This is a genomic window from Bradyrhizobium iriomotense, from assembly GCF_030160715.1.
Lineage (GTDB): Bacteria > Pseudomonadota > Alphaproteobacteria > Rhizobiales > Xanthobacteraceae > Bradyrhizobium > Bradyrhizobium iriomotense.
In genome coordinates this window covers 25,682-45,767 of sequence record NZ_BSOW01000050.1, presented here as the reverse complement: position 1 = coordinate 45,767, position 20,086 = coordinate 25,682, and the positions used below count along the sequence as shown (strand labels likewise).

At 65.7% G+C, this 20,086-nt stretch carries 19 protein-coding genes; 9 read left to right on the top strand and 10 right to left on the bottom strand.

Going from position 1 to position 20,086, the window contains the following annotated elements; all coding sequences use genetic code 11:
* Positions 1-52 precede the first annotated feature (52 nt).
* On the bottom strand, positions 53-418 hold the full coding sequence (locus tag QQL28_RS41585) for a response regulator transcription factor (RefSeq protein ID WP_284275091.1): 366 nt from the start codon (positions 416-418) through the stop codon (positions 53-55).
* Positions 415-1,281, bottom strand: a complete 867-nt coding sequence (locus tag QQL28_RS41580; RefSeq protein WP_284275089.1) for a S1C family serine protease — start codon at positions 1,279-1,281, stop codon at positions 415-417. Before QQL28_RS41580 ends, QQL28_RS41585 begins: the two co-directional genes overlap by 4 nt.
* A gap of 184 nt (positions 1,282-1,465) precedes the next feature.
* On the opposite strand from QQL28_RS41580, the gene QQL28_RS41575 reads away from it, so the two are divergent.
* Positions 1,466-2,431 carry a VOC family protein gene (locus QQL28_RS41575; RefSeq protein WP_284275087.1) on the top strand — a complete coding sequence of 322 codons (966 nt, stop codon included), beginning with the start codon at positions 1,466-1,468 and terminating at the stop codon, positions 2,429-2,431.
* 9 nt (positions 2,432-2,440) lie between these two features.
* On the opposite strand, the gene QQL28_RS41570 is transcribed toward QQL28_RS41575, so the two are convergent.
* Together QQL28_RS41570 and QQL28_RS41565 are read right to left on the bottom strand one after the other, a co-directional pair.
* Positions 2,441-2,713 (bottom strand): hypothetical protein, encoded by a 273-nt coding sequence (locus tag QQL28_RS41570; RefSeq protein ID WP_284275085.1) that lies wholly within the window; start codon positions 2,711-2,713, stop codon positions 2,441-2,443.
* 18 nt (positions 2,714-2,731) lie between these two features.
* Positions 2,732-3,058 carry a YbjQ family protein gene (locus QQL28_RS41565; protein WP_284275084.1) on the bottom strand — a complete coding sequence of 109 codons (327 nt, stop codon included), beginning with the start codon at positions 3,056-3,058 and terminating at the stop codon, positions 2,732-2,734.
* 161 nt (positions 3,059-3,219) lie between these two features.
* Here QQL28_RS41565 and QQL28_RS41560 point away from each other — a divergent pair, with 161 nt between their 5' ends.
* The 7 genes from QQL28_RS41560 to QQL28_RS41530 all read left to right on the top strand — a co-directional run bounded on the left by QQL28_RS41560 (position 3,220) and on the right by QQL28_RS41530 (position 12,079).
* Complete coding sequence (locus QQL28_RS41560; RefSeq protein WP_284275082.1) at positions 3,220-4,095, top strand: dihydrodipicolinate synthase family protein; 876 nt, start codon at positions 3,220-3,222, stop codon at positions 4,093-4,095.
* A 160-nt stretch (positions 4,096-4,255) separates the two neighbouring features.
* Positions 4,256-6,580: a xanthine dehydrogenase family protein molybdopterin-binding subunit gene (locus QQL28_RS41555; RefSeq protein WP_284275081.1), complete on the top strand. Its 2,325-nt coding sequence runs from the start codon at positions 4,256-4,258 to the stop codon at positions 6,578-6,580.
* Between the two features lie 273 nt (positions 6,581-6,853).
* A complete protein-coding gene (locus QQL28_RS41550) occupies positions 6,854-7,456 on the top strand; it encodes a LemA family protein (RefSeq protein WP_284275079.1) in 603 nt (200 codons plus the stop codon).
* A gap of 137 nt (positions 7,457-7,593) precedes the next feature.
* Positions 7,594-8,523, top strand: a complete 930-nt coding sequence (locus QQL28_RS41545) for a TPM domain-containing protein (RefSeq protein ID WP_284275078.1) — start codon at positions 7,594-7,596, stop codon at positions 8,521-8,523.
* A 3-nt stretch (positions 8,524-8,526) separates the two neighbouring features.
* Complete coding sequence (locus QQL28_RS41540; RefSeq protein WP_284275076.1) at positions 8,527-9,024, top strand: TPM domain-containing protein; 498 nt, start codon at positions 8,527-8,529, stop codon at positions 9,022-9,024.
* Positions 9,025-9,379: 355 nt separating this feature from the next.
* Positions 9,380-10,450 (top strand): hypothetical protein, encoded by a 1,071-nt coding sequence (locus QQL28_RS41535; RefSeq protein WP_284275074.1) that lies wholly within the window; start codon positions 9,380-9,382, stop codon positions 10,448-10,450.
* Positions 10,451-10,543: 93 nt separating this feature from the next.
* Complete coding sequence (locus tag QQL28_RS41530) at positions 10,544-12,079, top strand: hypothetical protein (RefSeq protein WP_284275071.1); 1,536 nt, start codon at positions 10,544-10,546, stop codon at positions 12,077-12,079.
* Positions 12,080-12,086: 7 nt separating this feature from the next.
* Here the strand turns inward: QQL28_RS41530 and QQL28_RS41525 are convergent, their stop codons facing one another.
* The 3 genes from QQL28_RS41525 to putA form a co-directional block, all read right to left on the bottom strand.
* On the bottom strand, positions 12,087-12,734 hold the full coding sequence (locus tag QQL28_RS41525) for a glutathione S-transferase family protein (protein ID WP_284275069.1): 648 nt from the start codon (positions 12,732-12,734) through the stop codon (positions 12,087-12,089).
* 231 nt (positions 12,735-12,965) lie between these two features.
* A complete protein-coding gene (locus QQL28_RS41520) occupies positions 12,966-14,171 on the bottom strand; it encodes a CaiB/BaiF CoA transferase family protein (RefSeq protein WP_284275067.1) in 1,206 nt (401 codons plus the stop codon).
* A gap of 104 nt (positions 14,172-14,275) precedes the next feature.
* Positions 14,276-17,275, bottom strand: a complete 3,000-nt coding sequence (putA, locus tag QQL28_RS41515) for a bifunctional proline dehydrogenase/L-glutamate gamma-semialdehyde dehydrogenase PutA (protein ID WP_284275065.1) — start codon at positions 17,273-17,275, stop codon at positions 14,276-14,278.
* A gap of 112 nt (positions 17,276-17,387) precedes the next feature.
* On the opposite strand from putA, the gene QQL28_RS41510 reads away from it, so the two are divergent.
* Entirely contained in the window at positions 17,388-17,849 is a 462-nt protein-coding gene (locus tag QQL28_RS41510; RefSeq protein WP_284275063.1) for an Lrp/AsnC ligand binding domain-containing protein, read from the top strand.
* A gap of 174 nt (positions 17,850-18,023) precedes the next feature.
* Here the strand turns inward: QQL28_RS41510 and QQL28_RS41505 are convergent, their stop codons facing one another.
* The 3 genes from QQL28_RS41505 to sorA form a co-directional block, all read right to left on the bottom strand.
* Positions 18,024-18,224, bottom strand: a complete 201-nt coding sequence (locus QQL28_RS41505; protein WP_027527932.1) for a cold-shock protein — start codon at positions 18,222-18,224, stop codon at positions 18,024-18,026.
* A gap of 210 nt (positions 18,225-18,434) precedes the next feature.
* Positions 18,435-18,740: a SorB family sulfite dehydrogenase c-type cytochrome subunit gene (gene sorB, locus QQL28_RS41500; protein ID WP_284275055.1), complete on the bottom strand. Its 306-nt coding sequence runs from the start codon at positions 18,738-18,740 to the stop codon at positions 18,435-18,437.
* 13 nt (positions 18,741-18,753) lie between these two features.
* A complete protein-coding gene (sorA, locus tag QQL28_RS41495; protein ID WP_284275052.1) occupies positions 18,754-19,953 on the bottom strand; it encodes a SorA family sulfite dehydrogenase catalytic subunit in 1,200 nt (399 codons plus the stop codon).
* Positions 19,954-20,086 lie beyond the last annotated feature (133 nt).

The following is a 20,086-nucleotide window of genomic DNA, read 5'->3' as shown; positions in this document are numbered from 1 at the left end:
CTCAAACAATAACCTAAAGCGCGACGACAATTCATCGCAATCTCATCGCGCTTTAGAGATTGATAACGCCCCGCCGCGCGGCATGTGCGACCGCGTCGGTGCGGCCGGTGGCATCCAGCTTGTCGAGCAGCGAGCCGACGTGGAACTTGACGGTGTGCACGGAGATGCCGAGCTGGCGCGCGATCATCTTGTTCGAGGCGCCCTCGGCCATCAGCGCGAGCACGTCGAGCTCGCGCGCCGTCAGCTCGATATCGGCCGGCGAGGGCTGTCGGTCGCGTACGACCACCGCGGCAGGATCTCCAGGCGCGACGAGCCGCAGGCCGGCGACGCCGCCGAGCAGCGACGCCAGCCGGTCGGCGAGCGCGGGATCGCCGATCTCCAGCGCGATCGCGATGTCCTGCGTCGTGTCCTCGCTCACGCCTCCGGCCTTTCGCCGATCGTGACCTTGAAGCTCACCGGCTCGCCGCCGCGCCGCACCGCGACGTCGACGACGGAGCCCACGCTCGCAGGTCCGAGCGAGCGCGACAGCGCGCGGACGCCAGCGAGTTTCTCGTCATTGACGGCTACGATGACGTCGCCCTGCCTGATACCGGCGGCGGCAGATGGTCCGGACTTGTCGACATTCATCACCATCGCGCCGACGCCGTCATCGAGCCGCACCGGTTGCAGGCCGAGCCCGAGATAGCCGCGCGCGATCCGGCCGCGCGTCTCGAGCTGCGCCGCGACGCGCTCGATGGTCGCGGCCGGGATCACCAGCACGCGCCGCGGTCCCTGCACCGCCATGCCGAACGGTTCGCCCTGTGCATTCAGCGCGAGCCCGCCCTCATGGCTATGGCGTAGCCGCACGTCGAGCTCGATCCGCGCATCGATGTCGCCGCCGCGAAGGCTGCGCCAGCGCGGGCCAGCGAGCGACACCATGCCGAGAGATGCCGTGGGTGCGCCGCGGTCGGCTGCAACGACGATTGCGAGCGAACCGAGCGCTGGGGCGGCGGACGTCAGCTTCACCGGCGGGATGTCGGCATCGACGCGCAGCAGCGCGATGTCGGTGGTGTGGTCGCGGCCGGCAATCGTTGCCGTCCGGGTGCTGCCGTCGGCGAGCCTGATCTCGACTTCGCCCTCATCGGCCAGCGCCTCGTCGGCCGTGATGATGAGGCCTGCCTTCCAGACAAAGCCGGAAGCGCGCAACCGATGCGAGTGGACGGAGACGAGCGACGGCGCAGCACGCGCAGTGACATCGGAAAGCGCTGATGAGAGCGCGGCGAGGGGGGTAGGGTCGGTCATGGAGGGCTCCTGTCGGTTGTCCCAAATCTGGGATGCCGCGGCCGATCCGGAAACTGGCCTGATGGGCAGGAGCCTCCGTATTGTCCCGGCCGACGAACATGTGATTGGGAGGCGGTCACGGGAACGTGTAGCAATCGGCCCGCCATTGCGCCTCAGAGCCCCACGCATTTTCGGAAGACCCCGGATGACCATCGACCTGACCCGCCGCATGCTGCTCCATCTCGCCGGCGCCACTACGCTCGCGGCAGCCGCCGCGGCTGCGGCGCGTGCCGAGGGCAATCCGGTCAGCGTCGGGCCGACCTACGCCAGCCGCACGCCGATGCGCGTCGGCATGGTGACGCTGCGGGTCAAGAATCTCGATACCGTCGCCGACTATTATCGCGACGTGCTCGGCCTCACGGTGATGGAACGCTCGGCGGGTTCAGCGCAGCTCGGCGCCGGCGGGGTAACGCTGCTCGTGCTGGAAGCGTATCCCGATGCCACGATCGAGCCGCGCAACGCGGCCGGTCTCTATCACACCGCATTCCTGATGCCGACGCGCAAGGATCTCGCGCGCTGGCTGGTGCACGCCGCCTCGCATCGTGTGCCGCTGTCGGGGTTTGCCGATCATCTCGTCAGCGAGTCCGTCTATCTCGACGATCCCGAAGGCAACGGCATCGAGGTCTATGCCGACCGCGATCCCTCGCAATGGCAGTGGAGCGAGGGCTCGGTGAAGATGGCGACCGACGAGCTGAACATTCCGGACCTGCTGTCGCTCACCAATACCCGCGTCAGCGATTACGCCAAGGCGCCGGAGGGCTTGCGCGTCGGGCACATGCATTTGCGCGTCGGCGACCTCGCGAAGGCCGAAGGCTTTTATCACGGCACCGTCGGTCTCGATCCGACCCGCCGCCGCAACGGCGCCGCGTTCCTCTCCTCCGGCCGCTATCACCACCATCTCGGCATGAACGTCTGGCAGAGCCAGGGCGCCGGCCGCCGCGACGATACCACGACCGGGCTCGCCTGGTTCTCGCTGGTGACGGAGAAGCAGGACATCCTCGCCGCCCAGGACGAGCGCCTGCGCAAGGCGGGCGCGCAGGTTACGGCGCTTGCCAATGGCGTCGAGGCCGTCGATCCCTGGGGCACGCGGGTGCGGCTCATCAAGGTGTGAGGGCGCGAGCTAAAGCTCGATATATTCCCGCTCGCCGGTCTCGGGCCGCGTGAACACGGCCACGCGCCGCTTGGTCTCGGGATCGATGAAGCGCTCGCCGGTGTCGACCCAGCCGGGACCTGCCGGCCGCCTCGACGCCGGCTTGTAGCGGGTGTCGTAGATGAGGCTGAGGATGAGACCGACGCCAATGAAGGTGAGGGGAACGCCGAACGGAAAGAAGTGGCCTGCGATCAGGAGCACGGCGGCAACCACGAGTGCGGCGATCGCGCATCCCAAGGACATGTTTCTCTCCGCAAGTCGCTAGCGCGAGGCCGGCTCGATCTCGACCGCGGTGCCGTAGGCGACGATCTCGCTCATGGTCTGGCCGATCTCCGCGGAATCGAACCGCATCATCACGATCGCGTTGGCACCCATCGCGGTGGCGTTCTCGACCAGGCGGTCGATAGCGTGGCGGCGCGCATCTTCGAGCAGCCGCGTATATTCGGGGATCTCGCCGCCGACGATCGACCGCAATCCGGCGATGATATTGCCGCCGAGCCCGCGGCTGCGGACGACGATGCCAAAGCACTGGCCGAGCGTCCTGACGACGCGGTGGTTCGCTACGTTCTCCGTCGTGACGATCAGCATAGGGGCTTCCTGGTTGGTTCGCGGCGACGTCCCATTAGTCCCTCAATGCAGCAGGCCGGTTCATTCGCCGGCTTGCTTGTCGGCCTCACGGGCGCGTGTTAGCACCCGCGAAACCATACGGGCGGACCTGCAACGCCCGATCTGCCGCAGGGTTGCCCGACATGCCAGATTTCCACGGCGTCTTCCCCTATCTCGTCTCGCCCGTCGATGCGGACGGCACGGTGCGCACCGGCGTGCTCGCCCGGCTCTGCGACGACCTGATCGGCGCAGGCGTGCACGGGCTGACGCCGCTCGGTTCGACTGGAGAATTCGCCTATCTCGATGCTGTGCAGCGCAGGGCGATCGTGCAGACCACGATCGAGGCCGTGGAGGGCCGCGTGCCCGTGGTGGCCGGTGTCGCCTCGACCTCGACTGCCGATGCGGTCGCGCAGGCGAAGGCGTACCAGAAGCTCGGCGCCGACGGCATTCTGGCGATCCTGGAGGCCTACTTCCCGCTTACTGAGGCCCAGGTCGAATCCTATTTCCGTAGCATTGCGGACGCCGTGGATATTCCCGTCGTCATCTACTCCAATCCGCAATTCCAGCGCTCCGACCTCACGCTCGACGTCATCGCGCGCCTCGCCGAGCATCCGCGCATCGGCTACATCAAGGATGCCTCGACCAACACCGGCCGGCTTCTGTCGATCATGAACCGCTGCGGCGACAAGATCCGCGTGTTCTCGGCTTCCGCACATATTCCCGCCGCGGTGATGCTGATCGGCGGCCTCGGCTGGATGGCGGGACCGGCCTGCATCATCCCGCGCCAGAGCGTTCAGCTCTACAATCTCTGCAAGGAGGGACGCTGGGATGCGGCCATGGCGCTCCAGCGCAAGCTGTGGCGCATCAACGAAGCCTTCGCCCGCTTCAACCTCGCCGCCTGCATCAAGGCAGGGCTGGCGACCCAGGGCTACGACGTCGGCGACCCCGTCCCGCCTCAGGCCGCATTGACGGCCGAGCAGCGCAAGGTCGTCGAGGCGGCGTTGTCGGAGCTTGCATAGTCGTCATTCCGGGTTCGATGCTGCGCATCGCCCCGGAATGACGAACATATCTCGGGCATGACGAATCTGCAGGTCCTGCCCGCACAAAACGTCGGCTGGCCTCATGTGCCTCGATCCGCTAAAAGGCGGCCGCACTTTGAGGCTTAGAGGACCCATTGGAATGAACATTCTTCCCGGCAATTTGCGTTTCGGGGCGGGCAAGCCCGTCAAGCGTTTGGAAGACCAGCGACTGCTCACCGGGAAGGGACAGTTCATCGACGACAAGCCGGAGGACGGTGCGCTGTGGCTGCATGTGCTGCGCTCGCCGCATGCCCACGCCAGGATCGCGTCGATCGACACCAGCGCCGCGGCGGCGATGCAAGGTGTGACCGCGGTCTATACCGGCGCCGATCTGATCAAGGACAATATCGGCGAGATCCCCACGCTGAACATCTTCAAGCGTCCCGACGGCAAGCCGATGACGGTGCCGCCGCGCCGGCTGCTCGCCCATGAGGTCGTGCGCTATGCCGGCGAGGCCGTTGCGGCCGTGGTCGCCACCTCGCGCGTTCTGGCGCAGAGCGCGGCCGAAGCGATCGTGGTCGACTACGACGTGCAGCCCGCGGTCGTCGATCCCGTGGAAGCGGTGAAGCCCGGCGCGCCCGTGGTGTGGCCGGACGCACCCGATAACGTCGTCGGCGCGATGGCCTATGGCGACGCAGCCAAGGTGGATGAGGCCTTCGCCAAGGCGGCGCATGTGGTCGATCTCGATCTCGTAAGCCAGCGACTCGTGCCGTCTGCGATGGAGCCGCGCTCGACCATTGCCGAGATCGAGAAGAAATCCGGCCGGCTTCTCCTGCACGTGCAGTCGCAGACGCCGGCCTCGACCCGCGACGTGCTCGCGGGTGCGGTGCTGAAGCGGCCGGTCGAGAGCGTACGCGTGCTGGTCGGCGACATCGGCGGCGGCTTTGGCCAGAAGACCAACCTCTATCCGGAGGACGGCATCGTCGCTTATGCCGCGACCAAGCTGAACAAGAAGATCCGCTGGCGCGGCGACCGCACCGACGAATTCGTCGGCGGCACCCATGGCCGCGATCTCACCTCGACCGCCTCTTTCGCGCTCGACGAGAAGGGTAAGGTGCTGGCCTATCGCGTCAAGTCGATCGGCTGCACCGGCGCCTACTCGTCGGGTGCCGCCAACATCATCCCGCTCGTGCTCGGTCCCTTCGTGCAGACCGGCGTCTATGACCTGCCGTTGGTGCATTTCGAGATCAAGACGGTGATGACCCACACCGCACCCGTCGGTGCTTATCGCGGCGCAGGCCGGCCTGAAGCGGTCTTCATCGTCGAGCGCCTGTTCGACGCTGCCGCGCGAAAAATCGGCATGGATCCGCGCGCGATCCGCAAAGCGAACTACATCAAGCCGGCGCAGCTGCCCTACACCAACGCTGCCGGCCAGGTCTACGATTCCGGCGCCTTCGCGCACATGCTGGACCGCGCCGCGAAGCTTGCCGATTGGGACGGCTTTGCCGCACGCAAGCGCGTCGCGAAGAAGAAGGGCCTGCTCTATGGCCGCGGGCTCACCTCCTACATCGAGTGGACCGGTGGGCGCGCGCACACCGAGAAGGTCAGCCTGCATGCGACCTCGCAGGGCCGCGTCATCCTGCATTCCGGCACCATGGCGATGGGGCAGGGACTGCAGACCACCTACACCCAGATGATATCCGATACGCTCGGCATTCCCCTCGACAAGATCGACGTGGTGCAGGGCGACACCGACCTTGCGACCGGATTCGGCAGCGTCGGTTCGCGCTCGCTGTTCGTCGGCGGCACGGCGGTCGCGGTCTCCTCGAACGACCTGATCCAGAAGGCGCGCGAGAAGGCGTCGAACGTGCTGGAGACCGCGGTCGAGGACATCGAGTATCAGGACGGAATGCTCACCGTGGTCGGCACCGACCGCCGCATCAGTCTGTTCGAGATTGCTGAGAAGGAGCAGGGCGCCAAGCTCAGCGTCGATTCCGAAGGCGAGGTGGACGGTCCGAGCTGGCCGAACGGCACGCATGTCTGCGAGATCGAGATCGACCCCGAGACCGGCGTGTCACGCGTCGTGCGCTACACCACGGTCGACGACGTCGGCGTTGCCGTGAACCCGATGCTGGTCACCGGCCAGATCCACGGTGGCGTCGCGCAGGGCATCGGACAGGCGCTCTACGAGGGCGTGGCCTATGATGCCGAAGGCCAGCTCCTCACCGCGAGCTACCAGGATTATTGCATCCCGCGCGCCGACGACGTGCCGCCGATCGAGGTGACGCTCGACGACTCCGCGCCCTGCCGCACCAACCCGCTCGGCGCCAAGGGCTGCGGCGAATCCGGCGCCATCGGCGGCCCGCCTTGCGTCACCAACGGCGTGATGGACGCGCTCAGCGAACTCGGCATCACCCAGCTCAACACACCGCTGACGCCGCAGAAGATCTGGCAAGCGATCCGGGACGCGAAGGCGGGAGCGTAGGCCTGCATTGTTGCGTCGCATGTCGCCGCAAACTCAACTCGTCGTCCCGGGGCGCGCGTTAGCGCGAGCCCGGGACCCATAACCACAGGAAGTAGTTTGGCGGAGGTCGGTGATTGCCAGCCTCGCGTTACAACTTCTCCCTTGGGTTGGGTCCCGGCCTTCGCCGGGACGACACCGAATGTGTGCCGTTGAGATGCTCCGCCACCCCCGCCAGCATGTCCTCCGCGAGCGCAATCTGATATCTAGGCTCACGAGTCCACCGGGAGAAATATCATGCGCAAGATCCTGACCGTGCTGGCGGCGCTTGCCTGCCTCAGCCTGACCAATTGCGGCTACAACGCGATCCAGAGCCAGGATGAGCAGATCAAGGCCAACTGGTCGGAGGTGGTGAACCAGTATCAGCGCCGCGCCGATCTCGTGCCCAATCTCGTCAACTCGGTGAAGGGCTTTGCTCAGCAGGAGAAAGACGTGCTGCTCGGGGTCACCAATGCGCGCGCCAAGGTCGGCAGCATCCAGGCAACGCCCGAGGTGCTCAACGATCCCGCCGCGTTCCAGAAATTCCAGGCGGCACAAGGCGAGCTCTCCAGCGCGCTGTCGCGGCTTCTCGTCGTCACGGAAAATTACCCGCAGCTCAAATCGGATGCGCTGTTCAAGGACCTGATGTCCCAGCTCGAGGGCACCGAGAACCGCATCACGGTGGCGCGCAACCGCTACATCAAATCGGTGCAGGATTATAACGTCACCATCCGCTCCTTCCCGACCAACCTCACTGCAATGATGTTCAGCTACAAGGAGAAGCCGAACTTCAGCGTGGAGAACGAGAAGGAAATCTCGACCGCGCCGAAGGTCGATTTCAACCCGGCGCCGTCGAAGTAGACGCATTCGATTTTACGATGCGCTTTGCCCCACCCACCGCTGTCATTCCCCGCGAAAGCGGGGAATCCAGTACGCCGCGGCCTCTCCGCATCCGATCGGCGTCTCTGGAATACTGGATCGCCCGGTCAAGCCGGGCGATGACGGCGAGGTTGTTGCGCGTCTGTTCTGCCTTCGCATCGCGCGGCGTCCTCCTGATTGCACTTCTCCTCGCCTTTGTCTTTGCGGCCGCGGCCGACGTCGCCGTGCCGCAGCTCACGGGGCGCGTGGTCGACCAGACCGGGACGCTGTCGAGCAGCGACGTCGCGTCGCTGAGCTCGCGGCTGCGGGACTTCGAAAACCGCAAGGGCAGTCAGATCGCCATCCTCATCGTGCCGACCACGCAGCCGGAGACGATCGAGCAGTATTCGATTCGCGTCGCCGACGCCTGGAAGATCGGGCGCAAGAAGGTCGACGACGGCGCGATCCTCGTGGTTGCCAAGAACGACCGGCATCTGCGCATCGAGGTCGGCTACGGGCTCGAAGGTGCGCTCACCGACGTGACGTCAAGGCGGATTATCGACGAGGTCATCACACCGAAGTTCAGGAGCGGCGACTTTGCCGGCGGCATCGCCGATGGCGTCGACCGTATCGTGCGCGTGATCGACGGTGAGCCGTTGCCTGCGCCTCAGCGCAGCACGAGTTTTGGCAACGAGGTTGATGATCTCGGACCCCTCCTTCCCTTCGGCCTGTTCGCCTCGCTGTTCGTCGGCGGCATCCTGCGCACCATGCTGGGGCGCTTGCTCGGTTCGGCTGCGACCGGAGGCGTGCTCGCTGCGATAGCCTGGTTCCTGGCGGGATCGTTGGGCCTCGCGCTGGCCGTGGGCGCCATCGCCTTCGCGCTGGCATTCATCGTCGATCTCGTTCCGATGTCGACGGGGCCGGGTACGGGCCGCTCGCGCGGCGGCTCCTGGTCGAGTGGCTCCTCGTCGGGAGGCGGCTGGAGCAGCGGCTCGTCGTCGAGCGACAGCGGCAGCTTCAGCGGCGGTGGCGGCAGTTTCGGTGGCGGCGGCGCCTCGGGGAGCTGGTAGGTCATGGGCATCAGGCGCATCACCAGGCATCTGGTCCAGCACCATTGGCGGGCGAAGGTGGTGTTCACGCCCAGAGTGCTCGACCGCGTCGAGCAGGCGATCAAGCGAAGCGAGACCATGCATTCCGGCCAGGTCCGTTTCGTCGTCGAAGGCGCGCTCGACGGCGCCGCCCTGTTCCGCAACCAGCCGGCGCGCGAACGCGCGCTCGACGTTTTTTCGCATTTGCGGATCTGGGACACCGCGCACAACAACGGCGTTCTGATCTATCTCCTGCTCGCCGACCGCGACGTCGAGATTGTCGCCGACCGCGGCATCGATGCCAAGGTCGGCGCTGCGGGTTGGGAGAAAATCTGCCGCGACATGGAGGCCGACTTCCGCGCCGGCCGGTTTGAGCACGGCGTGATCAAGGGCATCGAGGCGGTCTCGCGCGAGCTGGCGCGCCACTTCCCACCGCGCGGCCCGCATCCCAACGAGCTGCCGGACAAGCCGGTGGTGATGTGAAGGCGAGTGGCCGCCACTCGCTCCGTCATTTGCGAGCGCAGCGAAGCAATCCAGAATCTTGCCGCGGAGATGGTCTGGATTGCTTCGCTTCGCTCGCAATGACGGTTAAGGCGACGTTAACGGGGAAATTCGTCAGGCAAACAACTTCCTGGCCCGATATCGAGGGCTGGCCCCGCCTCTGCCGAACGCAATTTTGCGCCCGGCCTGCCACGCCGGTTCCATGATCCCGGCCCAATTCGGCCGCGGATGAGTTCCTAAAATTTCGGTAAGCGGGTCCAAGGGTAAGGATTTCGCAAGCAATGAAAGTTACCAAAAGGTCAATCCTGACTGGAGTATTTGAGCCGTGAGCGAAGCAATGTCCGAACAGGCCGCTGAACCGCAGCCCGCCGAGGTTTCGTCGGAGGCTGGCCTTCAGACGCGCGCCGACGCCCCGACGATTATTGCCCCCGACCATGAGGCACCCAAGCCGGATGCGCCGATGCCGGATGCCCCCAAGGCCGAAGCGCCGAAGGTCGAGCCGCCGAGGCTGGTGGTGCCCAAGCTCGACGCGCCCGCGCCGGAAGAGCCCAAGCTGGACTCCCCCAAATTGGACGAGCCCAAGTTGGACGAGCCCAAGCTGGACGAATCCAAGGCTGAGCTGAAGCCCGGCAAGCTGATCGTCATGGCGCCCTCGGAACGCGCCTGGGATCACCCGGATCCGCAGGTCAAGGCAGAGGCAAAGGACACGGGCGGCAAGCGCCGGTTCTCGGCGATGGCGGCCGTCGTCGCGCTGGCGGCCGTCGTCGGCGCGATCAGCGGCGCGCTCGCGACCGCAGGCGTCACGCATTTCGCCGCCAACCAGGCCGCTGCGCCGGCACAGGTTGCCGATACCAGCGCGCTGGAAGCCTCCGTCGCGCGGATCGATGCCGACGTCGTCGCGCTGAAGGCCGGCCTCGATCACACCTCGAAGTCCACGACCGGCCAGTTCAACAAGACCACCGACCGCCTCGACAAGCTCGAGAAGGCGCAGGCTGAACCGGCCGCCAAGCTCGCAAAACTGTCCGATGCCGTCGACAAGCTGCGCTCGGCGCAGGCCGCTGCTCCCGCGCAGACCACTGCGGCGAAGGAGACAACCGGCTCGATCGCCCCGGCCCAGGCCCCTGTCCAGGTCGCCGCCGCGACGCCCGCCGCAGCACCGGCCGCGGCTCCTGCACAGGCCGCGGTACCGCTCCCGGTGCCGAAGCCCGAGATTGGCCGGCTGCCGACCATCGAGGGCTGGCGCCTGCGTGACGTCGCCAATGGCGGCGCGCTGATCGAGGGACGCAACGGGCTGTACGAGGTCTATGCCGGCGATCCCGTGCCGGGTCTCGGCCGGATCGATGCGATCCGCCGCCAGGACGGCCGCTGGGTCGTCGTCACCAGCAAGGGCCTGATCGTCGCGCGCTAGCCAAACGACTCCGAGCTCGAAGAAAGGCGCCTCACCACGATGTGAAGCGCCTTTTTGCTTGAATAGGCCTCTTCCCGCGGTGTTAGTGGAGGCATGAGCCATCGCTGTCTGCGAATTCTCGTTGCCCTCGTCACGCTATGCAGCGGCGCACTGTCGCTGTCGGCTGCGGAGAACGCAGGCCTCGATCGCGGCACGGCGATCATCAATCCGGATGCGCTGCGCAAGCTCGATCAGCATGACGTGCTGACGATCTCGCGACTGCTATGGAGCGAGCGGAACGCGAATTTTCCGCTCACAACGGACATTCTGTTCGCGCAGCTGCCGCAGCTTGCGCAGATCCGGCCCAAAATCGACGCGGAGTTCGATCGCTACATTGCGCGCCACAAGGTGGATGCGCCGAACGAGACCATCGGCGTCGGCGAAGGCTTTGACGTTCAACTGTTCGACCGGTCCGTCCTCGAGTCCCGCGACACCCGCTTCGTGCTGGCGGGCATCGTCAACCGCATGGACCGCGCCTACGTGTCGGAGGCCTCCTGCGGCGAGATCCGGCTGATCTATCGTCTTGCCCGTTTCGAGACGAATCCGGATGGCGGCCAGACCGCAACGCGCCTGCCGATGACGTTCAACCTGGTGCTGAAGGCGCGGGACGAGCGGCAGACCGTGCCGAGCGGAAAGCAGGTGACCTGCGCGGAGATCGCGCGGCGCTGGCTCGCCAACGACAATCCGCTCGATCTCGTCGAGCAACTTCCGTTTCCCTACGATGCGATGCTCGACCGCATCGAGACCAACATCCAGATCGCGGTCATGCCGAAATCGGCGAGCCACGATTTCCGCACCGACTATCTCCTGAAGGTGTTCAAATATAATTCCGATACCAAGCTGTTCGAGGAATCGACGCTGGAGAACCAGATTGACCGCGATCGCATTCTTGGCGATGACGCGCTCAGGCGTGACTTCAGGGACTGGCTGCTCGCGCCCGAGCATTTTGCCGAGTTCGATCGCGGCACGGTCCTGATTCCGGAAAAATTCCTCGCGAGAACCGCTCTCGCGCCGACGCCGGCCGGCCTCGATGCATCACAGCTCCAGCCCGAATTCGGCCTGATGCAGGGCGAGGGAAAAGGCGATGGCGTTTTCACCGGCAGCGACGTGGTCGGCGCGCTGAAGGCGGCGGCCGAGCGTGGCATCAGCTTGCAGAACATTCGCTCGGTTGCGGGCTTCCAGCGCCGGCTCAACGACATCACCTGCGCCGGCTGTCACCAGACCCGCGGCATCGGCGGCTTCCATTTCCCGGGTGTCGACTGGCTCGCGGACAAGCCGTCCACCATCGTGCCGGCCTCGCCGCATTTCTTCGGCGACCAGGTCCGTCGCCGCGACATCCTGACCGCGTTTGCGGAGGGCAGGCGTCCCGACTTCTCGCGCGGCTTTGCCAGCCGGCCGCAGCTCCGCGGCAGCACCGAGCTTGCAGGAACCGAATATCAGGACGGCTGGGGGGCACATTGTTATTTGCAGCCGCCGGGATCGGTCGGCGCTGACAAGAGTTTTTCGTCATGGACCTGCGCCAAGGGTCTCGCCTGCCAGGCTGCGGCCGCATCGAGCCCCATAGGCATGTGCTTTGTGAAGACGCGCTAGCTCTCGATCACGTCGCGTAGTGCGTCATCCGCGGTCCCGGCAGCAGATCATACGCCGACCGCCAGCCAGGCAGCGCGGCCATGCGGCCGAGCCAGGCGTGGATGGCGGGATGGCTCTCTCCGAAATCGTAGCCGTGCTCGTCGCTCGGATAATGCAGATAGGCCATCATCGAGATGTCGCCGATGGTCGGCTTCTCGCCGATCGCGAATGCATTCCGGGACAGATGCTGCTCGATAATGCCGAGGAAGTCGTCGAGCCGCCGGCGGAAATGCTTGAGCACTTGAGGGTCGCCGTTCGGCGTGAATGTCCGCATGAAGCGGTAGGTTGCCATGTAGCCGGTGAGCTTGTGGTTGTCCCAGAACAGCCAGCGCAGCAGCTCGAACTTCTCCTCGGCCGTCGTGCCGCCGAAGCGGCCATATTGCTCGGAGAGTTTCAGCAGGATCGGTGCGGTCTGCGTCATCTTCACGCCGTCGATCTCAAGCACCGGGATCTCGCCCATCTCGTTGACCGTCTGTCGCCACTCCGGAGTGCGCGTGACGCCGCCGGCAAAATCGGTCCAAACGGGCTCGAAGGTCTCACCGCACAGCGTGAGCATCAGCGCCAGCTTGTAGCTGTTGCCGGATTCGGGGAAGTAGTGCAGGCGGTAGCTGGGCATGGGACCTCACAGAGGACGCGATTTGTTGAAGCGAGTTACCTCACCGAGGGTCGTCCCGGACAAGCGAACGCAGTGAGCGCCGATCCGGGACCCATAACCACAGGGAGGAGTTTGGCGAAAATTGTGGCCACGATCTAACGTCACAACATCTGCCTGTGGTTGGGTCCCGGGCTCGCGCTACGCGCGCCCCCCGGGACGACACGGGAGTTTGCGGCGCCGGCGTGCCGCCCCTTACGCCACCGCCCCCGACGCGCGCAGCGTCTTGATCGTCGCCTCGTCGTATCCGGCATCGCGCAAGATATCGTCACTGTGCTCGCCGACCGCGGGCGGCTTGCGCGGCTGGACCTTTCTCGTGCCGTCGACCCAGATCGGGCTGTTGATGGTCAGCATGGTGTCGTTCTCGAACGGCACCAGCACCTCGTTGTCGAGCATCTGCTGGTCGTTCGGGATGTCGTCGAGAATTCCGACGACACCGAACACCAGCCCGTTGCCGTCGAGGATCTTGCGCCATTCGGCGAGATCCCTGGTGGCGAACACCTCGTCGAAGATCCTGATCAGCTCGATCGAGCGCGCATGGCGATCCGGCTTGCTGGCAAAGCGCGGATCGTCGATCAGGTCCTCACGCCCCATGCAGCGGGCGAGCGTCGGCCACTGCCGGTCCTCGTTCAACAGCGAGAGGATCAGCCAGCGGCCGTCCTTGCACTGGTAATGGTTGGCCACCGCGTTCAGCGCACGCTCGCGCGGCCGCCGCTCGCCGAACTTGGCGCCGCAGAGCTTTGCCTGCGCCAGCACGCTCGCGGCCCACACGCCGTTGGCCATCAGATTGGAGGCGACATGCGCGCCCTTGCCGGTCTTCTCGCGCTGATAGAGGGCGGTGACGATCGCGCTATAGAGCGCCATGGCGCAGGGATGATCGCCCATGCCCGCCACCGAACGCGCCGGCGTCGTGTTGGTGTCGGCGCGCACGAGGTCCATCAGGCCGGAGCGCGCCCAATAGGCGTTGCTGTCGAAGCCGGGCTTGTTGGCCTCCTCGCCCTTCTCGCCGTAACCGGTGAAGGAGGCGTAGATCAGCCGCTCGTTCAGGTGCGCGAGATGATCATAGGTGATGCCGAGCTTGGCGCGCACCTGCGGCGGCATGTTGGTGATGAAGACGTCGCTCTCGGCGACCAGCTTGTAGAGCACGGCTTGCGCGTCCGGCTTGGTGAGGTCGAGCGCGAGGCTCTTCTTGTTGCGCGCTTCCAGCAGCCAGGCGAAATTGTGCTCGCTCGCGGGATAACCCGGCAGGTTCGGCAGATTGCGGTAAGGATCGCCCATGCCGGGCGGCTCGATCTTGATGACATCGGCGCCGAAATCCGACAGCACGGTCGCGGCAGCGGGCGCCGCGATGAAGCTTGCGCAATCCAAAACCTTCAGGCCGTCGAAAATGCCCTGCTGCATCGTGCCGCCGCTCCCGCTTGTTTCCCGCACGCTGGAATTCGCGCGTGCTCATCTGTCAACCATTTGACCGATGTTTTGGCGGGATGCAACGCCGCAGGCCGTGCCTACTCCTCCCCCGCGAGCAGGGCAGCGTTGCCGCCGGCGGCGGCTGTGTTGATCGTGACCGTCTGCTCCGTCGCAAAGCGCGCGAGGTAATGCGGGCCCCCGGCCTTGGGGCCGGTTCCGGACAGGCCGTTGCCGCCGAACGGTTGCACGCCGACGACGGCGCCGATCATGTTGCGGTTGACGTAGACATTGCCGACCGACAGCCGTTCGACGATGGCATCGACAGTGTCGTCGATGCGCGAGTGGACACCGAGCGTGAGCCCATAGCCGGTGCGCGCGATCGCGGCCAGGATGCGCTCGAGATGTTCGGCGCGGTAGCGCACGACATGCAGGACGGGGCCGAACACCTCCTCGGTGAGCTTGCCGGCATCGGCGAGCTCGAAAATATGCGGTGCCACGAAGCAGCCCGCGGGCGCACTGCCTGCAAAATGCAGCCGCGCCTCCGTCTTCATTCGGGCGATGTGTGCGTCGAGCCGCTGCTTGGCCTCATTGTCGATCACCGGGCCGATATGGGTCGCGACGTCGCTGGGATTGCCGATTTTCAACTCTCGCGCGGCGCCAGCAATCATCTCGATCATGCGGTCGGCGACGTCCTCCTGCACGAACAGGAGCCGCAGTGCCGAGCAACGTTGGCCGGCGGAGCGGAAGGCGGAGGTGACGACGTCATCAGTGACCTGTTCGGGCAGCGCGGTCGCGTCCGCGATCATGGCATTGATGCCGCCGGTCTCCGCGATCAGCGGCACGATCGGGCCGTCCTTCGCGGCGAGCGTCCGGTTGATCGTGCGTGCGACCTCGGTCGAACCGGTGAAGACGACGCCGGCGATGTCGGAATGCGCGGTCAGCACTGCACCGATCCGGCCATCGCCGGTGACGAGGTGCAGCGCATTTGCGGGAACGCCCGCCTCGTGCAGCAGCCGCACGGCCTCGCGCGCGATCCGTGGCGTCTGCTCGGCGGGTTTTGCCACCACGCTGTTGCCGGCCATCAGCGCCGCCGTCACCTGGCCGAGGAAGATCGCGAGCGGAAAATTCCACGGCGAGATCGCGACGAATACGCCGCGGCCACGCAAGGTCAGCACGTTGCTCTCGCCGGTGGGGCCCGGCATCGCCTCAGCCGTGCCGAACAGCTTTCGGCCCTGCGCAGCGTAGTAGCGGCAGAAATCGGCGGCTTCGCGTAGCTCCGAGAGCGCGTCGTCGAGCGTCTTGCCGCCCTCGCGCTGGAGCAGCGCGATGAAGTGGGGCGCCCGCTGCTCCAGGAGATGCGCGGCCTGCTCCAGCGCCGCCGCGCGGGTGCCGGCGGACGTGCGGCTCCAGGCGGCAAAGCCCGTGCGCGCCGCGGCGACCGCTGCGTTCGCCTGCTCGGGCGTGGCGTCGGCGATGGGCGTGAGATCGGTTGGCTCGGCCGCGATCTCGGCCAGCAGGTGATCGAGCGCGGCACGCTCGCCGAACTCGACGCCGCGTGAATTGCGCCGCTCCGGCGCGAACAGATCGCGCGGCAGCGGGATCTTCGGGTGGTGCGCAGCTTGCGGCTTGGCAATGATGTCTGCGGGGCGTTGCAGCAGGGCGGTCATCGCCACGCGATAGTCGGCGGCCAGCGCCACGAACGACGAGTTGGCACCGTTCTCCAGGAGGCGCCGCACCAAATAGGCGAGCAGGTCGCGATGGCTGCCGACCGGCGCATAGGTGCGGCAGGCGAGTTTTGGGTGATCCTGCGCGAGCTGCTCGTAGAGCGCCTCGCCCATGCCGTGCAGCCGTTGAAACTCGAATCCGCCGCTCTCGCCAGCAAGCTCCAGCACGGTCGCAACGGTCAGCGCGTTGTGGGTCGCGAACTGTGGGAAGATGCGCGGCCGCAACGCGAGCAGCCTCGAGGCGCAGGCGACGTAGTTGAGGTCCGTCATCGCCTTTCGGGTGAAGACCGGATAGCCATCGAGCCCGCGCTCCTGCGCGCGCTTGATCTCGGTGTCCCAATAGGCGCCCTTGACCAGCCGCACCATCAGCTTGCGGTCGAGCAGGCGGGCGAGGCCGTCGACATAGTCGATCACGGCGACCGCGCGCTTCTGATAGGCCTGGATCGCGAGGCCAAAGCCGTCCCAGCCGGCCAGCGAGGCATCGGCGAGCGTGGCGGCGATCACGTCGAGCGACAGCTCCAGCCGGTCGGCTTCCTCGGCGTCGACGGTGAAGTTGAGATCATAGGCCTTGGCGCGCTGGGCGAGATCCAGGAGTTGCGGCACCAGCTCCTTCATCACGCGCTCGCGGCTGATCACCTCGAAGCGCGGATGCAGCGCCGAGAGCTTGACGGAAATGCCGGGACGGTCGGGCAGGGGACGTTCGCCCGCCGCCTTGCCGATGGTCAGAATCGCACTCGCATAGGCGTCGAAATAGCGCTTGGCGTCAGAGGCGGTGCGGGCGCCTTCGCCGAGCATGTCGAAGGAGTAGCGCGGCTGCTGGCCCGAGCGCGGCCGGGCGCGCTCCAGCGCCTGCTCGATGGTCTCGCCCAGCACGAAATGGTTGCCCATCAGCCGCATCGCCTGCCGCGTCGCCGCGCGCACCGCCGGCGCGCCTAGCCGCTTCACCAGCCGGCCGATGGTGCCGTCCGGCGTCTCGCCGGGCTGGATCACCCGCGCAGACAGGCCGAGCGCCCAGGCCGAGGCGTTGACCAGGAAGGCGCTGGATTTCGTTTCGTGGTGGACGAAATCGCCCTCGCCAAGCTTGTCCTCGATGAACTGGTCGGCGGTGCGGGCATCCGGCACACGGAGCAGGGCTTCGGCCAGTACCATCAGCGCGAGGCCCTCCTTGGTCGAGAGCGCGAACTCGCGCAGCATGTCCTCGACCCCGCCGAGCCGGTCGTCACGCTTGCGGACAGCCTCGATCAGCCGCGTGGCGGTTCGGTCGATCCGCGCCTCCTGGGGAGGGGTGAGGTGGGCCGTCCGCAACAGCGGGGCGGCAATCTCGGCATCATCGGGCGCGTAAGCTGCGGTGAAGGGGGAGGAAATGTTCGGCATGGCGTGTCCTGTGTCGCCTGGAAGGTAATCCGCACATCGCCGTAGTTCGATAGACAAGATAACGATTTTGCCTTAGATAATAAAGCCAGATGGCAGAAATCCCGTGGATAGTATGGAACTTGACAAAATCGACCGGAGAATCCTCTCAATCTTGCAAGAGGACGGGCGTATCGCCAATGTCGAACTCGCCGAACGCATCGGCCTGTCGCCGACCTCGATTGGCGAGCGGCTGAAGCGGCTCCAGCGCGAAGGGTTTGTCGAGGGCTATGGCGCACGGCTCAATCCGCACCGCCTTGGGCTCGGGCTGCTGGTGTTCGTCGAGGTGCTGCTCGACAAGACCACGCCGGACAATTTCGAGCGGTTCGCGCGCGCGGTGAAACTCGCGCCCGAAGTGCTCGAGTGTCACATGGTTGCCGGCGGATTCGATTATCTCGTCAAGGCGCGCCTTCCCGACATGGCCGCGTATCGGCGCTTTCTCGGCGAGACCTTGCTGTCGATGCCGGGCGTGCGCGAGACACGCACCTACGCGGTGATGGAGGAGATCAAGCGCGACGCACCTCTGCCTGTCGGCTGAAATGTGCCGTCGCGATTGTCGGGGAGGTCTGTCGATCGGGGGTCTTTACGCGCAAAAAAGCTTACCCCTCGCGCAATCGCAACACCTGTCGTCGAATGCACTTGATCGTCTTCTAAATTTTTTTGGCCCGTGCTCCCGGATCCGATCCGGGAGGCGGCAAAATGCCGGAGGGGCTTATACTTTGAGGTTTTCTGCGGACGTCTTGCCCCGGTTTGCGATCTCTTCATACTCCACCGTCTGACCCTCGTTCAGGGTGGACAGACCGGCTTTCTGCACTGCCGAGATATGCACGAACACATCCTTGCCTCCCGACGCAGGCTGGATGAACCCATAACCCTTCGTCGGGTTGAACCACTTGACCGTACCTTTGGGCATCACGTCTTCTCCGCGGGACTTTCCTCCACAAGCACGAGCCGCCAGTCCCCGCAAACCGGCCGGCTCGGTCCAAGCAGGATACACCGGAATGTTACGGGCTTGGTAGCTCAAACCATGCCGGTTTCCTGCGGAAATTCGCTCAACTTCGCAGCGTTTTTGCCAGTTTTGCCCGTTTCGCGGTCATTTGGCCAGCCGGCGGCGGGTAGCCCCTCAATAGGTCGCCGCGAGATAGTCGACGATCTTGCCGACATCGGCATCGTCGATCGGCGCGCCATAGACCTTGATCATCTTGGTCACCTCGGCCTGCCAGAAGGCTTTCCTGTCCTTCACCGGTGGCTGGGTGTTGACATAGTCGGCCGAGTGGCAGGCCGTACAGTTGTTCGTGACCACGTCGAGATTGGGACCGGGCTTGAAGGCGGCGACCTCGTCCGGAGTCTGGTAGCCGATGGGGGCGGCGGTGACGGAGCCGAGCAGGCCGGTCGCGAGAGCGAGGGTGAGGAGAACGGTGCGCTTCATCGTCATTCTCCCCTCAGGCCACCGTGACACGGACGGTTTCGACGACGTTGCGCAAATAGCCGGCCGGGTTCCAGCGCGGCGTGTCCGGCTGGGTCTCACCGCCATTGCTGGTCGCGCGTACCTTCAACTCGACAGGACCGGCCGCGAGCTTCACCGGCAGCTTCCATTCGCGGAAGGAGTATTTGCCGAGATCCTTGCCGAGCTTGGCTTGCGTCCAGCTTTTCCCGCCGTCGATCGAGACCGACACCTCCTTGATGCCCTTGCCGCCGTCGAAGGCGATGCCGCGCAGCGTCGCGCGGCCGGCCTTCAGCTTGGCGCCGTCGGCGACGCTGGTGATGAAGGAGCGGATGGTGAAGCGGTTGATCGGGATCGTCGCCTTTGGCGCGGTTCCCGGGTCGACGCAATTGCAGGGCGTGTCGGGGATGCGATAGGCCGACTTCATCCAGAAGCCGTCGTAGACATTGTCGATGACGGTGATCTCGTTGAGGTGCTTGACCCAGTAGGTGCCGTAATAGCCGGGCACGATGAGGCGCAGCGGGAAGCCGTTGAGGAACGGCAGGTCTTCGCCGTTCATGCCATAGGCCAGCATGACCTCGCCGTCGGTCGCGTGCTCGATATCGAGCGCCTTGACGAAGTCCGGCGTCTTGTCACTGACCGGGCCGTCCATGCCGTTGAACGTGACCTGCTTGGCGCCGGTCTGTACGCCCGCCATCTCGAGCACGGCCTTGAGCGGCACGCCGCGCCAGCGCGCGTTGCCCATCGCGCCGTTGCCGAGCTGGCCGCCGGCGACGCGCGGATCGGAGAAGCCGCGGCTGTTGCCGGAGCACTGGTTGACGGCGACGATCTCGGTCGCCTTCATCTTGCGGATATCCATCAGCGACAGCTTGAGCGGCTTGTCCACCTTGCCCTTGACCTCGAGCGTGAACTTGTCGGGATCGACATTGTAGGGGAGGTCGGAGAGGTGATAGCGGACGAAGAACGCGTTGTTCGGTGTCAGCGGGCCGTCGTTGAAGATCGCGAACGGCGTCTCGAGCTGCGGCGGCCGGCTGGTCAGGCCGATCATCGGCCGCTTCTGCGGATACTTCACCAGCGGCCGCTCGCCATTGGTGAAGGGCAGGGTCACGGTGTCCAGCGCCAGCGCCCTGGTCGAGTTCAGTGTGGCCGCGGCTGCGGCAAGTCCCGCTCCTTTGAGCAGGTCGCGTCTGTCGATCATTATCTCCTCCCGGAGCATTTTGTTGGCTGGCGGTCATCACCGCGAGACCCGTCCTCATCTGTCGCATCGGCTCAGGTGAAGTCAATTCGTGCTTTCGCAGCAAGCCCATGCCGCTGCGCAGCAAAAAGGCGGT

Coding starts and splice junctions, on each gene's coding strand:
- QQL28_RS41540 (WP_284275076.1), top strand. CDS start 8,527: ATGGGCATCAGGCGCATCACCAGGCATCTGGTCCAGCACCATTGGCGG.
- QQL28_RS41525 (WP_284275069.1), bottom strand. CDS start 12,734: ATGCCCAGCTACCGCCTGCACTACTTCCCCGAATCCGGCAACAGCTAC.
- QQL28_RS41570 (WP_284275085.1), bottom strand. CDS start 2,713: ATGTCCTTGGGATGCGCGATCGCCGCACTCGTGGTTGCCGCCGTGCTC.
- putA (WP_284275065.1), bottom strand. CDS start 17,275: ATGCCGAACATTTCCTCCCCCTTCACCGCAGCTTACGCGCCCGATGAT.
- QQL28_RS41555 (WP_284275081.1), top strand. CDS start 4,256: ATGAACATTCTTCCCGGCAATTTGCGTTTCGGGGCGGGCAAGCCCGTC.
- sorB (WP_284275055.1), bottom strand. CDS start 18,740: ATGAAGCGCACCGTTCTCCTCACCCTCGCTCTCGCGACCGGCCTGCTC.
- QQL28_RS41565 (WP_284275084.1), bottom strand. CDS start 3,058: ATGCTGATCGTCACGACGGAGAACGTAGCGAACCACCGCGTCGTCAGG.
- QQL28_RS41510 (WP_284275063.1), top strand. CDS start 17,388: ATGGAACTTGACAAAATCGACCGGAGAATCCTCTCAATCTTGCAAGAG.
- QQL28_RS41560 (WP_284275082.1), top strand. CDS start 3,220: ATGCCAGATTTCCACGGCGTCTTCCCCTATCTCGTCTCGCCCGTCGAT.
- QQL28_RS41505 (WP_027527932.1), bottom strand. CDS start 18,224: ATGCCCAAAGGTACGGTCAAGTGGTTCAACCCGACGAAGGGTTATGGG.
- sorA (WP_284275052.1), bottom strand. CDS start 19,953: ATGATCGACAGACGCGACCTGCTCAAAGGAGCGGGACTTGCCGCAGCC.
- QQL28_RS41550 (WP_284275079.1), top strand. CDS start 6,854: ATGCGCAAGATCCTGACCGTGCTGGCGGCGCTTGCCTGCCTCAGCCTG.
- QQL28_RS41575 (WP_284275087.1), top strand. CDS start 1,466: ATGACCATCGACCTGACCCGCCGCATGCTGCTCCATCTCGCCGGCGCC.
- QQL28_RS41545 (WP_284275078.1), top strand. CDS start 7,594: ATGACGGCGAGGTTGTTGCGCGTCTGTTCTGCCTTCGCATCGCGCGGC.
- QQL28_RS41580 (WP_284275089.1), bottom strand. CDS start 1,281: ATGACCGACCCTACCCCCCTCGCCGCGCTCTCATCAGCGCTTTCCGAT.
- QQL28_RS41520 (WP_284275067.1), bottom strand. CDS start 14,171: ATGCAGCAGGGCATTTTCGACGGCCTGAAGGTTTTGGATTGCGCAAGC.
- QQL28_RS41530 (WP_284275071.1), top strand. CDS start 10,544: ATGAGCCATCGCTGTCTGCGAATTCTCGTTGCCCTCGTCACGCTATGC.
- QQL28_RS41535 (WP_284275074.1), top strand. CDS start 9,380: ATGTCCGAACAGGCCGCTGAACCGCAGCCCGCCGAGGTTTCGTCGGAG.